At 75.4% G+C, this 17,887-nt stretch carries 4 protein-coding genes (1 of these 4 only partly in view); 1 reads left to right on the top strand and 3 read right to left on the bottom strand.

Annotation, left to right across the window (positions count from 1 at the left end; translation table 11 throughout):
- Positions 1-30: 30 nt before the first annotated feature.
- Complete coding sequence (locus AB0M08_RS21015) at positions 31-798, top strand: siderophore-interacting protein (RefSeq protein ID WP_364495596.1); 768 nt, start codon at positions 31-33, stop codon at positions 796-798.
- A 10-nt stretch (positions 799-808) separates the two neighbouring features.
- Here the strand turns inward: AB0M08_RS21015 and AB0M08_RS21010 are convergent, their stop codons facing one another.
- The 3 genes in view from AB0M08_RS21010 to AB0M08_RS21000 are tightly spaced (each overlapping or abutting the next) and all read right to left on the bottom strand, a layout consistent with a single transcriptional unit that may run on beyond the window.
- A complete protein-coding gene (locus AB0M08_RS21010) occupies positions 809-2,800 on the bottom strand; it encodes a multicopper oxidase domain-containing protein (protein WP_364495594.1) in 1,992 nt (663 codons plus the stop codon).
- On the bottom strand, positions 2,797-9,270 hold the full coding sequence (locus AB0M08_RS21005) for an amino acid adenylation domain-containing protein (RefSeq protein ID WP_364495591.1): 6,474 nt from the start codon (positions 9,268-9,270) through the stop codon (positions 2,797-2,799). Before AB0M08_RS21005 ends, AB0M08_RS21010 begins: the two co-directional genes overlap by 4 nt.
- A protein-coding gene (locus AB0M08_RS21000; RefSeq protein WP_364495588.1) for an amino acid adenylation domain-containing protein crosses the window boundary here: on the bottom strand, positions 9,267-17,887 show its 3' portion. It continues 5,074 nt past the right edge of the window; the window shows 8,621 of its 13,695 coding nt (coding positions 5,075-13,695); its start codon lies off the right edge, out of view; it ends in the stop codon at positions 9,267-9,269. The genes AB0M08_RS21005 and AB0M08_RS21000 overlap by 4 nt, the downstream gene beginning before the upstream one ends.

Genomic DNA, 17,887 nt, shown 5'->3' with positions numbered 1-17,887 from the left:
GGAACAGTCCGTCCATCGAGGAGCGTCTTCATGACACTGATCCGGCGCCCGCTGCCCGCCGAGGTCGTCGCCGTCCGCGCGCTCACCCCGCACCTGGCCCGGATCACCCTCACCGGCCCGGGACTGGAGGACTTCGGCTACGACGGGCCCGACCATCTCGTCCGGATCTTCCTGCCGCCCCGCCCCGGCGCCGCCCTGCTGCTGCCGGAGGGTGCCGACGGCTGGTACCCCGCCGTGCAGGCGATGGAGCCGGAGGTCCGGCCGGTGGTGCGCAACTACACGGTGCGCGAGCTGCGCCCGGAGAAGGCCGAGATGGACATCGACTTCGTGCTGCACGGCGACGACGGCCCCGCCTCGGCCTGGGCGCGGAAGGCGACACCCGGCGACCGGATCGGCGTGCTCAGCGACGGCGCCGAGTACGCCCCACCGGCCGGCACCGACTGGCAGCTGCTGGTCGGCGACGAGACCGCGCTGCCCGCCATCGCCGCCGCCCTGGAGGCACTGCCCCCGGACGTCCCCGCGATCGCGCTGATCGAGGTGACCGGCCCGGACTGCGAGATCCCGATCGACGCGCCGTCCGGGACCACCCTCCACTGGCTGCACCGCGGCGACACCGAGCCCGGCGCCGGCGACCTCACCCTGCGCACCGTCCGCGACCTGGACCTGCCGCCCGGTACGCCGTACGCCTTCCTGGCCGGCGAATCCGCGATGGTCACCACCGTCCGGCGCCACCTGTGCACCGATCGCGGATTCGCCAAGGACCGTGTCTACTTCTGCGGCTACTGGCGCCGCAGCTGACCGCTGCCGATCAGTGCCCGCCGTGCCCGGGGTTCTCCATCGGATGCCCGGCCTGGTCCTCGATCTTCATCACCTCGGCGGGCATCACCACGAACGGGCGCATCATCCCCATGTCCTCGTGGTCGCGCATGTGGCAGTGGTGCAGGAAGCGGCCGCTGTACGCGAAGTGCGCGGTCATCGTCACCGCCTCGCCGTTGTTCACCGAGACCACGTCCTTCCACCCGGCGTCCGAGTCCGCCGCGGGTAGCGCCTCGACGTACTCGATCGGGGTGACCGTGCCGCCGCCGATCGTCCGGCCCGCGTCGTCCAGGAAGAACCGCCACCTGTCGGCGACGTCGTAGTAATCGCGCCGCGCGACCCGGAAGTGGGTGGCGTGCACGTGCTGCGGGTGCGGCCAGCCGCCGACGTCCAGGTTGATCCAGGTCCACTCCTCCCAGTCCCCGGTCCTGACCATGAAGGTCGCCGGATCATGAAAACCACGAGCCGTTCTCCGGTACGTCCGGACCACCGCGTCCGCGCCCTTGACCTGCACGATCCCGTCGATCGGCAGCGGGCCGCCGGGCGAGGCGGTCTCCGCCATCTCCCACTGCTCGATCTGCCCGGTGCCCAGCGGCGGGAACATGATCATGCGCCGGGCCGAGGGGGTCGCGGGCTTCGGGAATCTCGCGTCGAGCACGGCGGGCGGCGCGACGGTGACGGGCTTGCCGCCGCCGACCCGGAACTGCATGACCTGCGGCCACGGCCCCGGGTCGTAGTCGGCGTTGGCGAGCACCAGGCGGCGGCCCCGGAACGCGGCGAAGTCGATGAGCACGTCGGCCCGTTCGGCGGCGAGCACGCTGACCGTACCGGTGACCACCGGCGCGGCCAGCAGCCCGCCGTCGGTGCCGATCAGCCGGATCGCGCCCTCGGGCACCGGTGTGCCGTCCTCCAGGGCCAGGGTCAGGTGATACGGCCGTACGTTGGAGAGGTTGGCGATCCGGAACCGGTAGGCGCGCGGCTCCACGTCCAGGTGCGGCCAGATCACCCCGTTGACCGTGGTGAACGGCCCGGAGAACGAGGTGGCCTGCAGCTCCGGCTCGGTGGCGTACAGCACGGTCTTGTAGAGCTGGACCGGGACCAGCCGCCCGGCGTCGTCGAGGTCGAAGTTGCGGTCGCAGAGCAGCAGCGGGATCTCGTACCGGCCACCGGGCAACGCCAGCCCCGCCTCGGTGTCGTCCCGGATCAGGTACAGGCCGCTGAGCCCGGCGATGGTGTTCCAGCGCGAGATCGGCATCGCGTGGTCGTGGTACCAGAGCGCGGTGGCCCGCTGCGCGTTCGGGTACTCGGCGAGCTGGGCCTGCCCGGGCGGGATCCCCGCCTCCGGCCAGCCGTCGTTGTCCATCCCGGTCTCCGCGCCGTGCAGGTGCACCACGGTCCACGGCGGCAGGTTCGACACGTCCTCCAGCAGCGGGGCGCCGTCCCGGCCGGGCCGGTCCCAGAGCGGCGGGTCGGCCCAGGCGATCGGCGGGGCGCAGGCGCGCAGCGGCATCCTCCCGGAGAGCGCGTTGACCCAGCGGATCTGCGTCCGCTGCCCGGTGTGCACCTCGATCGTCGGGCCGGGCACGGTGCCGCCGAAACCCCACACCGTGGAGGTGCCGAGCTGGGAGTGGAACCGGTGCTTCGCGACCTGCATCGGCACGGTCAGCCGGCCGTCCTTCGCCGGGCGCAGCACCCGCGGCACCGGCAGCGCGTCCCGGTACGGCTCCAGCGGCGTCGGGTAGTCCGGCGCGGTCACCGACGTGCCCGCGACACTGCCCGCGCCGGGCCCGGACGGGGTGTTGCGGCCGGGCAGCCGGACCGTGTCGGCCACCGGGACGAGCCGCGGCGCGGCGGCGGCCGGATCACCGGCGAGGTACTCCTGGAACTGCCGGTTGCCGAGCAGCGCGGCGCCGCTGACACCGGTCACGATGCTGCCGGCGATCAGCCGCCGCCGGGTGACGTGCGGGTCGGGTATCGGATTCATGCGGACTCCCTGGGGGTGGTGACGCTGCGGGCGAGGGTGGTGACGACGCGGGCGAGCGCGCCGGGCGTGCGGTGGGTGAAGACCTGCCGGGGGGAGAGCGCGACACCCGCCGTGTGGGCGAGCGCCACCAGGCGCAGCGTCGCGATGCTGTCGCCGCCGAGCGCGAAGAAGTCGTCGTCCAGACCGGACCGGGCCACCCCGGTCGCCTCGGCGAACGCGTCGCAGAGCACCGTCTCGGCGACGGTCCGCGGCGCCCGGTACGCGGTGGCGGCGTCCGGCTCGGGCAGGGGCAGCCGGGCCCGGTCCACCTTGCCGTTCCCGGTCAGCGGGAGCGCGGCGAGTGGCACGACCGAGGCCGGGATCAGAAACTCCGGCAGCCGCCCGGCCAGCCAGGACCGCAGCGCGGCGGGGTCCGGCGCCCGCCCGTCGCGGGCCACCACGTAACCGGTCAGGATCCGGCGGCCCGACCCGGGCGGCACCTCGGCGGCCGCGGCCTCGGCCTGCGCGACGTCCGGGTGGGCGGCGAGCGCGGCGCGGACCTCGCCCAGTTCGACGCGGTAGCCGCGGATCTTCACCTGGTCGTCGGCCCGGCCCAGGTAGTCGATGATGCCGTCGGCCGTCCAGCGCGCGATGTCTCCCGTACGGTAGAGGCGCCCTCCGGGGTTGAAGGGATCGGCGACGAAGCGCGCGGCCGTGACGCCCGGTGCGGCGAGGTAGCCGCGCGCCAGACCGGAACCGGCCAGGTAGAGCTCGCCCGGGACGCCGGGCGGAAGGATCGCCAGGTTCGCGTCGAGCACGTAGGCGCGCGCGTTGTCGACCGGCCGCCCGATCACCGCACGCGGCGCCTCGGTGACGAACGCGGCGAGGGAGTCCACCGTGCACTCGGTCGGCCCGTAGAGGTTGACCGCGTCCAGCCCCGGCGTCGCCGCCAGCCGCCGCCACTGCCGCTCCCCCACCGCGTCGCCGCCGAAGCCGACCATCACCGGCCGGGGCTCGCCGTCGAACGTGCCGAGCTCGTCCAGCGCCGCCAGCATCGCCGGGGCGACCTCGATGAAGTCGATGCCGCGATCCCGGATCAGCGCGGCCAGCGCGCCCGGGTCGGTGCGCTCGTCGTCGGTGGCCACGTGCACCGCGTGGCCGGAGAAGAGCCACAGCTGCGGCTGCCAGGCGGCGTCGAACGAGAACGGCCACGCGTGTGCCACCCGCAGCCGGTCCCGCCCGGCCCGGCGCCGGGCCGGTTCGTGCAGATGGCGGCGGTGGCTGCGGTACAGGTTGGCGATCGCGCCGTGCGGGATCACCACGCCCTTCGGGGTGCCGGTCGACCCGGAGGTGTAGACGACGTACGCCGGATGCCCGGGGTCCAGCGGCACCGGCCCGGCCGTCCCGCCGTCGGCGTTCGTGTCCAGAATCGGACCGGCGAACGGCGGCGGTGCCACGTCCGGGGTATGCAGCACCGCGACCGGGCGGGCGTCGCCGAGCATCCAGCGGATCCGCTCGGCCGGGTAGGCGGGGTCGACCGGCAGGTAGGCGGCCCCGGCGGCGAGCACCGCGAGCATGGCGATCATCGCCTCCGGGGTCCGCGACGCGAGCACCGCCACCATCTCCTCGGGGCCCGCTCCGGCCGCCCGCAGCGCGCCGGCCAGCCGGTCCACCGCGGCTCCGGCCTCGGCGAACGTCCAGGTACGGCCGTCGCCGGCCAGCGCCGGTTCACCCGGGTGACGGCGTACCCGATCGGCGAACAGCTCCGGCAGCAGCGGCCCGTCCGCCGTCGTCGCGGTGTCGTTCCAGGCACCGAGCACCCGGTCCCGCTCCGCGGCGGCGGCCGACGGCAGCGCGGCGAGGGGCCGGTCCGGCCCGGCGACCATCGCGTCGAGGACCGCGTGCAGCCGTTCGCCGATCCCGGCCGCGGCCTGCTCGCTGAAGAGATCCGGCCGGTACTCCAGCACCAGGTCCAGGTCGTCGCCGGGCAGCACGGTCAGCGTCAGCGGATAGTGCGTCACCGACTCGCCGGCCAGCGCCGCCACCTCGAGCCCCGCGGACCGTTCGGCCGCCCGCAGCCCCGCCTCGTCGACCGGGAAGCTCTCGAAGACCAGCAGCGTGTCGAAGAGTTCCCGTTGCCCACTCCACCGCAGCACCTCGGCCAGCCCGGCATGGCGGTGTTCCAGCAGGGCGGCCGTCTCACGCTGCAGACGATCGAGAGTTTCCCGTACGCGCTCCCCGCGCCCCAGACGCACACGGACCGGCACCGTGTTGATCAGCAGTCCGAGGGTCTGCTCCGCCTCCGGGAACCCGGCGTCCCGGCCGGAGACGGTGGCCCCGAAGACCACATCGTCGCGGCCGGTGGCCCGGGCCAGGACCACGCTCCAGGCCAGCTGCAGGACGGTGTTCAGGGTGACCCCGCTGCTCCGGGCCAGCCCGGCGAGATCGGCGGCGAGCGCCGTGGGCAGGCGCAGCGGCAGCAGGCGGGCGCCACCCGCGCTCGGCCGGGCGTCGGCGGCGGGCCCGGCCAGCAGGGTCGGACCGGCCAGCCCGTCCAGCGCGGCACGCCACGCGGTCTCGGCGGCGCTCCGGTCCCGGGCGGCCAGCCAGCGCAGATGCTCCCGGTGACCGTTGACCGGGGCACGGCCGCCGGTGATCCCGGCGTACGTGGCGAACAGCTCGCGGGCCAGCAACGGCACTGACCAGCCGTCCAGGATCAGGTGGTGGTTGGTGATCACCAGCCGGTGCTCGTCGCCGACCCGGACCAGGTCGAGCCGGAGCAGCGCGGGCCGGGCCAGGTCGAACCGGCGCTCCCGGCGCTCGGCGCGCAGCCGCGCGAACTCCGCCTCGGACGCGGTGGTGCTGAGCCACTCGGGTGCCGCGCCCGCGTGGATCACCTGCACCGGCTCGCCCTCGTGGTGCGTGAACCCGGCCCGCAGCGCCGGGTGCCGCGCCACCACGGCGTTCGCGGCGGCGTGCAGCCGGGCCGCGTCGACGTGGCCACGGATCCGCAGGGTGAGCTGCATGGTGTAGACGTCGGGCTGGTCGCCGTCGTCGTACCCCGACAGGAACACCATGCCGGACTGCAGCGGGGTCAGCGGCAGGACGTCCTCCGCGTCCCGGGCGAGCGCGGCGTGCCGGTCCCGCCAGGCGGTCAGCGCGGCCTCGCCCCCGTCGTCGCCCTCCGCCGTACGCAACCGGGCCGCCGCCGTCAGCGCGGCCACCGTCCGGTGCTCGAACACGTCGCGGGCGGTCAGCGCGATCCCGGCCGCCCGCGCCCGGCTGACCAGGCGGATCGAGAGGATGCTGTCACCGCCCAGTTCGGTGAAGCCGTCGTGCACGCCGACCGCGGGCAGGCTCAGCACCTCGGCGAAGATCCGGGCCAGGGTCCGCTCGTCCGGGGTACGCGGACGGTCCGCCCCGGCCAGCCGCGACCGGTCCGGGGCGGGCAGGTCACGGCGGGCCACCTTGCCGGTCGGGGTGGCCGGCAGCCGGTCGAGAACCTCGAGGAACGCCGGGATCTGGTGGTCGGCCAGGGACCGGGCGGCGTGGTCACGTACCCGGGAGATCTCGATCGAAGCCCCCGCCGCGGCGACCAGATAGCCCACGACGCGGCCGTCGTGGACGGCGACCGCTGCCGCGGACACGCCGGGAGCGGTGGCGAGGACGGCCTCGATCTCGGCCGGTTCGATCCGGAAGCCGCGGACCTTGACCTGGTCGTCGGCGCGCCCGGCGAACTCCAGGACCCCGCCGGGCAGCACCCGGACGAGGTCCCCGGTGCGGTAGAGCCGGTCACCGGGCGCGCCCTCCGGATCGGCGACGAACCGGGCGGCGGTACCGGCGGGATCGCCCCGGTAGCCCCGGGCCAGCCCGGCACCGGCCAGGTACAGCTCGCCGGTACCCCCCGGTGGGACCGCCCGCAGCCAGGCATCCAGTACGCGCAGCGCGGTCCCCGCGATCGGTGCACCGAGCGTGGGCCGGTTCCGGGCGTCGGGCTGGGCCGTGCTGTCGCCGCTCGCCTCCGAGCAGCCGTAGAGGTTCATCACCCGGGCCGCCGCGAGGGCCGCCGTGTGCGCGCCGGTCAGCGGCTCACCGCTGGAGATCCAGAGCCGGATCGAGGCGAGGGACTCCCCGACCTGTTCGGCCAGGGCGCGCAGCAGGGTGGGTACCCCGGTCAGGCGGGTGATCCGGTGCTTCGCCACCAGCTCGGCCAGGGCGTACGGGTCACGGCGCTCGGCGGGCCCGGCCAGCACCACCGGGATGCCCGCGGCGATCGCGCCGAGCAGCTCGGTGGTGCCGTCGATGAACGCGATCGAGCTCTTGGCCAGCACGACGTCCCCCGCGGCGGGCGGTTCGGCGGCGACCATCCAGCGCAGCCGGGCGGCCAGGCCACGACGGGTGCCGACCACCGCTTTCGGGGCACCGGTCGATCCCGAGGTGAACAGCACGTACGCGGCGTTCCCCGGCACGGCGTTCCCCGGCACGGCGTTCCCCGGCACGGCGTTCCCCGGGGCGGCGGCACCGGCCTGAGGACCGGAATTGATCAATGGGCCGGTGACGTCGAGCTGCGGCACGGGAACGTCGAGCGGACCGGAAGTGATCAGCAGGGCGGGGCGGGCCACGTCGATCATGTGGCGCAGGCGGGCAACGGGCTGGTCCAGGTCGAGCGACAGGAAGGCGCACCCGGCCCGCAGGATGCCGAGCATGCCCGCGACGAGCCCCGCGCTGTAGCCGGTGGCCAGCCCGACCACGGTCTCCGGCCCGGCACCGCGGGCCAGCAGGGCGGCGGCCACCCGGTCGGCGTGGGCGTTCACCTCGGCGGCGGAGAGCTCGGTCCCGTCGACGGTGAGCGCGGCCCGGACGGTGAGCAGTTCGGCGAGGTCGCCGGGGAGGGCGGGCCCACCGGACAGCTCCGCCCGCCCGGCCGACAGGGTCAGCGCGCCGGTGGCACCACCCGGATCGGCGGTGATCCGGCCCAGCACGCGCAGGAGGAGGTCGAGCAGCGCCGGCCCGTCGTCGCCCGGCAGCGCGCCCGGCCGGTACTTGAGTTCCAGCCGCAGCCGCCCCTCACCCGGCGCCGCGGTCAGCATCACCGGATAGTGCGACCCGTCGTGCCCCGCCACCGCCGTCACCACCAGCTCTCGGCTGGCCCTCACGGGTCCCTCACCCCCCTCGACACACCCCTGAGCGCCAGCCACCGGGTCTTGGCTGGTACTCACGGGTCCCTCACCCCCCTCGACACACCCCTGAGCGCCAGCCACCGGGTCTTGGCTGGCGCTCACGGGTGTCTCGGCGGCCTCGACAGGCCCGTGAGGACCAGCCGGGAGCGATGAGGGGAAGGTCTGCACGACCAGGAGGCTGTCGAACAGGTCGCCCTGGGCCGCCTCGGCCTGGATCGCGGCCAGGTCGAGGTGGGTGTGGTCGAGCAGCGCGGCCTGGTCGGACTGGTGCCGCCGCAGCAGGTCGGCGACGGTCTCGCGGGGGCGCAGCCGGGCCCGGACCGGCACCGTGTTCAGCAGCAGGCCGATCAGGTCGCCGGCGCCGGGCAGTTCGGCGGGACGCCCGGAGACCGCCTGCCCGGTGATCGCCTCGGCGGTGCCGCTCAGCCCGGCGAGCACGATCAGCCACGCGCACTGCAGGACGGTGTTGAGGGTGACGCCGAGTTCGCGGGTGAGCGCGATGACCTCCGCGCCGTCGACCACGGCCGACGCCCGCAGCGTTCCGGCACCGGGCCGGGTCGCCGCGCTGAACGGCGTGCACGACACGGCCCCGCCGAGCGCCACGCGCCAGGCCTCGGCGGCCGCGGACCGGTCCCGTTTCGCCAGCCAGGCCAGGTAGTCCCGGTAGCGCGCGGGCGCGGGCAACGCCCCCGGGTCGCCGTCGCTGCGGTAGAGCGCCCGCAGTTCGGCGATGAGCGGCGCCGTCGACCAGCCGTCGAGCAGCAGGTGATGCCCGGTGATCAGCAGCCGGTGCCGTTCCGGGGCCAGGCGCAGCAGGTGGAACCGGAACAGCGGCGGGTCGGCGAGGTCGAACCGGGTGGCCCGCTCCCGCACCGCGATCGCCTCCGCCGCCCCCGCCGCCGCATCCCCCGCATCCCCCATGGAGGGCGGAGACGACGGAGACGACGAGGACGACGAGGACGGCGGAGACGGCGGGGACGGCGGGGACGGCGGGGACGGCGGGGACGTAACGGCGGGCGGGTCGGTTTCGGAGAGGTCGGTTTCGGTCCAGGGTGGGTCGGCGCGGTCCGGGACGATGGCGACCGGGCGGTCGACGTCCTCGGTCCAGAACGCGCAGCGCAGGTGCGGGTGCCGGGCCAGCAGCGCGGTGGCGGCCCGGTGCAGGCGGGCCGGGTCGAGTGGACCGGACAGGTCCAGCACCAGCTGCACGACGTAGGGGTCGGGGCCGTCGTCGCCGGCGTACCCGCTGAGGAAGAGCAGGCCCTCCTGCAGCGGCGACAGCGGGAGGATGTCAGCGATCGCGGTGCTCATCGGGCGGACCACCTTGCCTGGATGCGGTCGAGCTGGGACTGGTCGAGACCGGTCAGCGGGACGTCCGCCGGGCTCAGGCGCCGCGGTGCCTCGGCGGCCCGTGCCACGGCGTGGACGGCCCGCTGCCACAGGTCGGCGAGGCATCGCACGGTCGGCTCGTCGAGCGCGGTGCGGACGTACGCGAAAACCACCCGCAACTCGGTGCCGATCGCGGTGATCTCCACTGTCAGGGCGTGCGCCGCCACCCGATGACCGTCGACGGTGCCGCCGATCCCCCCGTCGACCCGCCACTCCCGATCCCCGGCAGCAGGAGCAGCAGACGAAGACCCGGCGGCAGGAGCAGCAGACGAAGACCCGGCGTCGGTGAGACGGCCGAGATAGTTGAAGGCCACCCACGGCCGGGGCGCGGTGACGAGAGCGGGATCGGCGGCCAGGTGCCGCAGCAGCCCGTAGCCGAAGCCCCGGTCGGGCACCGCGCCGAGGTGCTCCCGGATCGCGGTCACCGCGCGGGCGGCGGCGTCCGGCGTGGACTCGGCCTCGTCGAGACCCACGTCGCCGGTGGCGAGCAGCACCGGATGGACGGTGGTGAACCAGCCGACGGTACGGGTGAGATCCGCCCCCTCGACCAGCTCCTGCCGACGCCCGTGCCCCTCCAGATCGACCACCCCGGCCCGTCCCTGCCATGCGCCCAGCGCCAGCCCGAGCGCGGCCAGCAGCACGTCGTCGACCCGGGCCCGCAGCCGGTCGGGCACCGCCCCGAGCAGCGGCCCCGCCTCCTCCGCCGCGACCGTGACGGTGACCCGGTCGACGTCGTCGAGCGTCCCGCTGCCGGGTGCCGGGGTGACCGCGCCGAGCACGCCACGCCAGTAGCCGACCTCCCCGGCCCGGGTACGCGCGATCCCCGGCAGGGCCCGCGCCCAGGTACGCAACGCGGTCGGCACCGCCCGCAACCGGGGCACCCGCCCGGCGACCGCGTCCCGGTACCCGTCCTCCAGATCGCCGATCAAAATCCGCCACGACACCCCGTCGACGACGAGGTGATGGGCGAGCAGCAGCAGTTCCGCGCGCTCGCCCGGACCGCGCTCGCCCGAACCGCGCTCGCCGAGCACCGCCCGCAGCATCACCCCGGCACCCGGATCCAGCCCGGCCCGAGCCGCGCCGAGCACGTCATCGGTCAGCTCCCGCACCACGGTGAGGCCGGCCCCGGCCCCCGCCGCCGGGATCTCCAGCCGTTCCCGGTCCTCGCTGAGCCGGGCGCGCAGCGCGTCATGCCGTTCGACCACCGCGTCCAGCGCGACCCGCAGGGCGGCCACGTCCACGTCCGGCGGCAGGCTCAGACGCAGCGCCTGACCGAATTTGTCGACGGCAGGGTGATCGGTGACGAACGCCCGCATGATCGGCGTCAGCGGCATCTCCCCGAGACCGTCCGCATCGTGCGCGGCAGCACCGGCCGACTCGGCGACCGCCGCGAGTTCCCTGGGCGTCGCATGCTCGAAGACGTCCCGCGGCGAGAACCGCAGCCCGTGCTCCCGGGCCCGGGCGACCAGCTGGATGGAGAGGATGCTGTCCCCGCCGAGCGCGAAGAACCCGTCGGTGGCCCCGAGCCCGTCCTGCCCGAGCAGGTCCCGGAAGAGCCCGACCAGGGTCGCCTCCACCGGGTCGGCCGTGCCCTCGGCGGAACCGGCGCTTCCCGTGACGACATCCGGTGTGGGCAGCCGCTCCCGGTCCAGTTTGCGCGCCACGGTCAGCGGCAGCTCCTCGAGCACCACCCACGCCGAGGGCACCAGCCCGGCGGGCAGCCGGGCTGCGGCCCCGCGCGCGACGGCGTCGGGGAGAGTGTCCAGCGACCCGCCGACGGCCGCGAGACCGTCGGCCGGCCCGGAGGCGGACCCGGTGGGCACCAGGTAGCCGACCAGGCGATCGCGGCCGTCCGGTCCCGGGCGGGCGGCGACGGCGGCCGCCGCGACGCCCGGCTGGTCCCGCAGCACCGCCTCGACCTCGGCCGGTTCGATCCGCAGGCCGCGGACCTTGATCTGGTCGTCGGCCCGGCCGAGGTACTCCAGCAGACCGCCGGGCGTCCACCGGGCCAGGTCGCCGGTCCGGTAGAGCCGCTCCCCCGCCCCGAACGGCGAGGCGACGAACCGGCCGGCGGTCAGCGCGGGCCGGTCCCGGTATCCGCGGGCCAGCCCGGATCCGCCGAGGTAGAGCTCGCCGGTCACGCCGGGCGGCACCGGCGCGAGGTCCGGTCCCAGCACGTACGCACGGCGGTTCACGTCCGGCCGCCCGATCGGCGGCACCGCGCCGGGCCACTCCGGGTCGGCCTCCCAGAGCGTCGCGTTGACGGTCGCCTCGGTCGGCCCGTAGCAGTTCACGAAGACCCGGCCGCGCGCCCACCGCCGCAGCAGATCCCGCCGCAGGGCCTCGGTGCCGACCAGGAGGGTCACGCCGGGCGGCAGGTCGGCCTCCACCGGCAGCGACGACACCACCGACGGCGGGATCACCAGGTGGGTGAGGCGCTGGGCGACCGCGAACCGGACCAGCTCCGCACCGGCGCGGGCGTGCTCGGGGAGCAGGACCAGGGTTCCGCCGCTGAGGATGCTCATCGCCAGCTCGGCGACGGAGACGTCGAACGAGAACGACGCGAACTGACTCAGCCGGCTTCCGGGCCCGCTGCGCGCACCGCCCGACATGGTGGCGACCAGGTCGGCCAGCCCGGCGTGCGGGATCGCCACGCCCTTGGGACGGCCGGTCGACCCGGAGGTGTAGATGACGTACGCCAGCGACTCCGGATGCACGGCCGGGACGGCGGGACGGGTCGCGTCGCCGTCCCCCCACGCCTCCGCCGCCGCCACCACGCCGAGACCCTCCAGCGGTACGTCCGCCGCACGGGCCGCGACGGCGAGCACCGGCCGGGCGTCGGCGAGCACGTCCCGGACCCGGGCGGCCGGGTGGTCGGGGTCGACCGGCAGGTAGCCCGCGCCGGTCTTGGCGACCGCGAGCACCGCGACCACACATGCGGCGCAGCGGCGCAGCACGATGGCGACCAGCCGTTCGGCTCCGGCGCCGCGGGCGATCAGGACCCGGGCCAGCCGGTTGGCCGCCGCGTCCAGCTCTCCGAAGGTGAACATCCGGTCGCCGTCCACGAGCGCCGGTGCGCCCGGCCGGATCGCGACCTGATCCTCGAAGAGCCCGGCGAGGTCCCGGTACGGCACGTCGCGCCCGGTCCGGTTCCAGTCCCACAGGACGCGTTCCCGCTCGGCGCCGTCCAGCACGTCCACCCGGCTGATCGGCCGCTCCGGGTCGGCGAGCACGGCGTCCAGCACCCGGGCGAGCCGGTCCAGCAGGCGCGCGGCGTGCCCGGGGTCGTACAGGTCGAGCGCGCAGGTCAGCTCCAGGTCCATCGCGCCGGAGGGCTGCTCGGCCACCACGAAGGTGAGGTCGAACTTGGCGACGTCGAATCCGGTGGGCTCCGGCGTGACGGTGACCCCGTCCAGCCCGAACCCCTCCTCGTCGGTGTACCGGTGGGTGGCGACCACCTGGAACAGCGGGTGCCGCGACAGCGACCGCTCCGGCGCGAGATGCTCGACGAGCCGCTCGAAGGGCAGGTCGGCGTGGGCGAACGCGGCGAGGTCGGTACGGCGTACCCGGTCGAGCAGCGCGGTGAAGCCCGGATCCCCGGACACGTCGGTACGCAGCACGAGCGTGTTGAGGAAGCACCCGACCAGGTCGTCGAGGGCCGGGTCGGCGCGCCCGGCGATCGGGGTGCCCAGCGGCACGTCGGTTCCCGCACCGAGCTTGCGCAGCAGCACCGCGACGGCGGCCTGGACCACCATGAACACGGTGACCCCGCGGGCGGCGGCCAGAGCCCGGATCGCGTCCGCGGTCTCCGGTGGCAGCGGCCGGCGCGCGGTCTCCCCGCGGTGGGTGGCGACGGCGGGCCGGGGACGGTCGGTGGGCAGCGCGAGTTCGGCGGGCGACCCGGCCAGCTCGGCGCTCCAGAACGCGAGCTGGTCACCGGGCGGTTCCTGCTGCCCGAGGGCGTAGTCGGCGTACTGGACCGGCAGCGGCGCCCACCGCGGCGCGTGCCCGGCACGACGGGCGGCGTACGCGAGGGCGAGGTCGGTGAAGAGCGGCCGGGCGGACCACTCGTCGGCGGCGATGTGGTGCACCACGACGGCGACCACGTGCTCGCCGGGCCCGTCCGCCCACACGTGCACCCGCAGAGGCGGCTCCTCGGCCAGCCGGAACGGCCGGTACGCCACCTCGGCCAGCCGGAGCGGCCGGTACGCCACCTCGGCCGGCGACGCGTCGCTCTCGACGGCGAACGGCACGCCGACGGTGGGCAGCACCCGCTGCACCGGGAGGCCGGTCCCCTCCGGGTAGACGGTCCGCAGGATCTCGTGCCGGTCCACCAGGTCGCCGACGGCCGCCCGCAGCGCCGCCAGGTCCAACGGCCCGCGCATCCGCGCCGCGAACGGGATGTTGTACGTGGCGGCGGGCCCGTCCATCCGGTCGAGGAACCAGAGCCGCTGCTGGGCGGGGGAGAGCGGTATCGGATCCGGGCGTACGGCGGGCCGGACCGGCGGACGCTCACGCGCGGTCCGGACCCGGGCGGCGAGGGCCCGTACGGTCGGCGCGTCGAACACGTCGTGCAGGGCCAGCTGCGCCCCGAACAGGGTCCGCAGTCGCGCGACCAGGCGTACCGCGAGCAGCGAGTGCCCGCCGAGCGCGAAGAAGTCGTCCCCGCCGCCGATCCCGGCCACCCCGAGCAGCTCGGCGAAGACCCCGGCGACCACCTCCTCGCCCGGCCCCCGCGGCGCGACCCCGCCGGGCGCCGGGGTGACCACCGGTGCGGGCAGCGCGGCACGGTCCACCTTGCCGCTGCTCGTCCGGGGCAGTTCGCCGAGCACCGTGAGGTAGGCGGGCACGAGGTGTTCGGGCAGCGACGCACCCAGCGCCTCCCGTACCGCGGGAACGTCGATCGGGCGGTCCGCGATCACGTACCCGGAAAGGTTCTGCCCGAAAGCGGTTACCACCGCCGCGGTTATCCCGGGCAGGGCGGTGAGCGCGGCCTCGACCTCACCGGGCTCGACCCGCAGCCCCCGGATCTTGACCTGATGATCGGTGCGGCCCAGGTGGTCGAGCGTCCCGTCGGCCCGCCACCGGGCGAGGTCACCGGTGCGGTAGAGCCGCTCCCCGTCCCCGAACGGTGAGGCCACGAAGCGCTGCGCGGTCAGCCCGGGCCGCCGCACGTAGCCGTGGGCGATCTGCACCCCGGCCAGGTACAGCTCACCCGGTACGCCGTCCGGCACCGGCCGCAGCCACCGGTCGAGCACGTACGCCCGGGTGTTCCAGATCGGCCGCCCGATGGTCACGTCGGCACCGGTGACCCGCGCGGCGGTGACGTCCACGGTCGCCTCGGTCGGCCCGTACAGGTTGTGCAGCCGTGCACCCGGCAGCCGCCGCAGGCAGTCGGCCGCGACCTCCCCGGGCAGCGTCTCCCCGCTGGCCACGATCAGCCGCAGACTCGGGCAGTCCCCCTCGCCGAGGACGGCCAGGAACTCGCGCAGCATCGACGGCACGAAGTGGCAGATCGTGACGCCCGCCGTGCTGATCAGCCGGGCCAGGTGCCCGGGGTCGCGGTGCGCGCCCGGCGGTGCCGGGACCAGCTCCGCCGACGCGTAGACCGGCCAGAAGAGCTCCCAGACCGACACGTCGAAGGTGGCCGGGGTCTTCTGCAGGACCCGGTCGCCGGGTACGAGACGGAACGCGTCCTGCATCCAGGCCAGCCGGTTGGTCAGCGCCCGGTGCGGCACCGCCACGCCCTTGGGCCGCCCGGTCGAGCCGGAGGTGTAGATGACGTACGCGGGCGCGTCCGCCGTCGGCCGGGGCAGCTCCCCGACCGGCCCGGCCGACCAGTCCCGCACCTCACGCTCGGTGAGCACGAGCAGGGCCCCGGCATCCTCGGCGACCAGGTCGGCGCGGCGGTCCGGGTGGTCGGGGTCGATCGGCAGGTACGCGGCCCCGGCCCGCAGGACGCCCCAGAGCGCGACGACCAGGTCCACGCCGCGCGGAATGCGGACGCCGACCACCGAGCCCGTCCCGGCGCCGCGTGCCCGCAGCGCGGTGGCGAGGGCACCGCTGCGCGCGGCAAGCTCACGGTAGGTGAGCGTCCCGAGCGCGGTCGCGTCCGGATCGGCCGCGAGCAGCCGGTCCACCACGGTCTCGTCCGGCACCGGATGACCCGTGGCGTTCCGCTCGTCCAGGGCGTCCCGCTCGCCGGGCAGCAGGATGTCCAGTGCGGAGACGCGCCGCGAGGTGTCGGGAGCGGAGAGCAGCATGCCGAGCCGGCGCAGCAGGACCTCCGCGGTGCCCGGGTCGAACAGGTCGGCGGCGTAGTTCAGCGAGATCGCGTCGTCCTCCAGCAGGAAGCTCAGGTCGAACTTGGCGGTCTCCGGCGGCCGGGCCACCGGGGTGCTCTCCAGCCCGGCCAGCCGGGGCCCGGCGACCTCCGCCCGGTACTGGTTGACCATCACCTGGAAGAGCGGGTGCCGGGCCCGGGAACGCGCCGGCCGCAACTCCTCGACGAGCCGCTCGAACGGCACGTCGGCGTGGGCGAAGTCGGTCAGGTCGGCGTCGCGGACCCGGGCCACCAGCTCCGCGAGGGTCGGATCGCCGGAGACGTCGGTCCGCAGTACCACGGTGTCGACCAGGAAGCCGACCATCGGTTCGAGCACCGGGTCGGTACGCCCGCCGACCGGTGCGCCGAGCGGGATGTCGGTGCCCGCGCCGAGCCGGCACAGCAGCGCGGCGACGGCGGCCTGCAGCAGCATGAACGGGGTGGCACCCAGTTGCCGGGCCCGGTCGTCCACACCGGGCGGGCGGGGCACGCTGACGGTGCCGCCCCGGTGGCCGGGCAGTGCGGGCCGGGGCCGGTCGGCCGGGACGGCCAGCTCGTCCGGGAGGCCGTCCAGCCGCCCACGCCAGTAGTCGATCGAGCCGGGCAGGTCCCGCTGCCAGAGCGTGTAGTCGGCGTACTGCACCGGCAACGGCGTGAAGGCGGGTGCGCGGCCGGCGAGGCGGGCGGCGTACGCGAGGGCGAGGTCGCCGATCAGCGGCCCGGTCGACAGCGCATCCGCGGCGGTGTGGTGCAGCAGGATCAGAAGCAGCCACCGCTGCGGCCCGGTCTCGATCAGGTCGACGCGGACCGGTGGCTCGGCGTCGAGGCGGAACCGGTGCCCGGCCAGCTCTTCCGGGTCGGCGGAACCGGCCGTATGCAGGGTGAACCGGTCCGGCGCGACGTCCAGGATCCGCTGCCGGGGTTCGCCGTCCGACTCCACCAGCAGCGTGCGCAGGCTCTCGTGCCGGGCGACGACATCGGACACGGCCGCCCGCAGCGCCGGCACGTCCAGCGGCCCGCGCAGCTCGGCCAGCAGCGGAATCGTGTACACCGTGCCGGGCCCGTCCAGGCGGTCCAGGAACCAGAGCCGCCGTTGCGCGTACGAGAGAGGGATCCTTTCCGGACGTTCCCTCGGCCGCAGCGGTGGGCGCGCCGGGGCGCCGCCGAGCCGGTCGGCCAGATCACGAACGGTCGGCGCCTCGAAGATCGCCCGCAGCGGCACCTCGACGCCGAAGACCGCACGGATCCGGGACACCAGCCGGGTGGCCGCGAGCGAATGCCCACCGAGGTCGAAGAAGTCCTGATCGGCACCGACCACCGCCCGGCCCAGCACCTCCGCGACCACCTGCGCCAGCAGCTGCTCCCGCACACCGAGACCGGCCGCATCGGTCACGGCGTCGTCCGCCCCGCCGCCGAGCCGGGCCAGTGCCCGCCGGTCCGTCTTCCCACCGGGCAGCCGCGGCATCCGCTCCACCGCGATCACCGCGGCGGGTACCGAAGCGGTCGGCAGCGCCCGCCGCAGCGCCTTCCTCAGATCAGCCAGATCAAGACCCTTTTCGGGTACGACATACGCCGCGAGCTCCGTCTCCCCCACCGCCGACGTCCGGGCGACCACCGCCGCCTCGGCCACCCCGTGCTGGGCCGCGAGGACCGACTCGGCCTCGCGCGGCTCCACCCGTACCCCTCGGATCTTGACCTGACCGTCGGCCCGCCCGCGCAGCGCGATCCCGCCGTCCGGAAGCCGCCGGGCCAGGTCACCGGTCCGGTAGAGACGCGTGCCGGGCGGCCCGAACGGGCTGGCCGTGAACCGGGCGGCGGTCAGCCCGGCGTCCCGGTACCCGCGTGCCAGCCCCGCCCCGGCCAGGTAGAGCTCCCCGGTCGCACCGGGCGGCACCGGCCGCAACCGCCGGTCCAGCACGTACGCCGCCGTACCGGAAACGGTGACGGTGAACCCGGCGTCCGACACGGACGGCCGGGCCAGGCTGTCCCCGCTCGCCTCCGAGCAGCCGTACAGGTCGGTGAGTGTTCCCCCGGGCAGCCGTCCGGCCAGGTCGGCGGTGAGCGGCTCGCCGCTGGAGATCCAGTGCCGCACCGCACCGAGCCGATCGGGTGCCTCGGCGAGCAGCGCCCGTAGCTGGCTGGGTACGACCGTCAGCCGGGTCGCGCCCACCCGCTCGATCAGCGCGGCCAGGGCGTGCACGTCCCGGCGGGTCTCCG

The organism is Actinoplanes sp. NPDC051851, from assembly GCF_040681165.1.
Taxonomy (GTDB): domain Bacteria; phylum Actinomycetota; class Actinomycetes; order Mycobacteriales; family Micromonosporaceae; genus Actinoplanes.
Note: the sequence above shows the minus strand (reverse complement) of the source record. Positions and strands in the feature narration are given on the sequence as shown.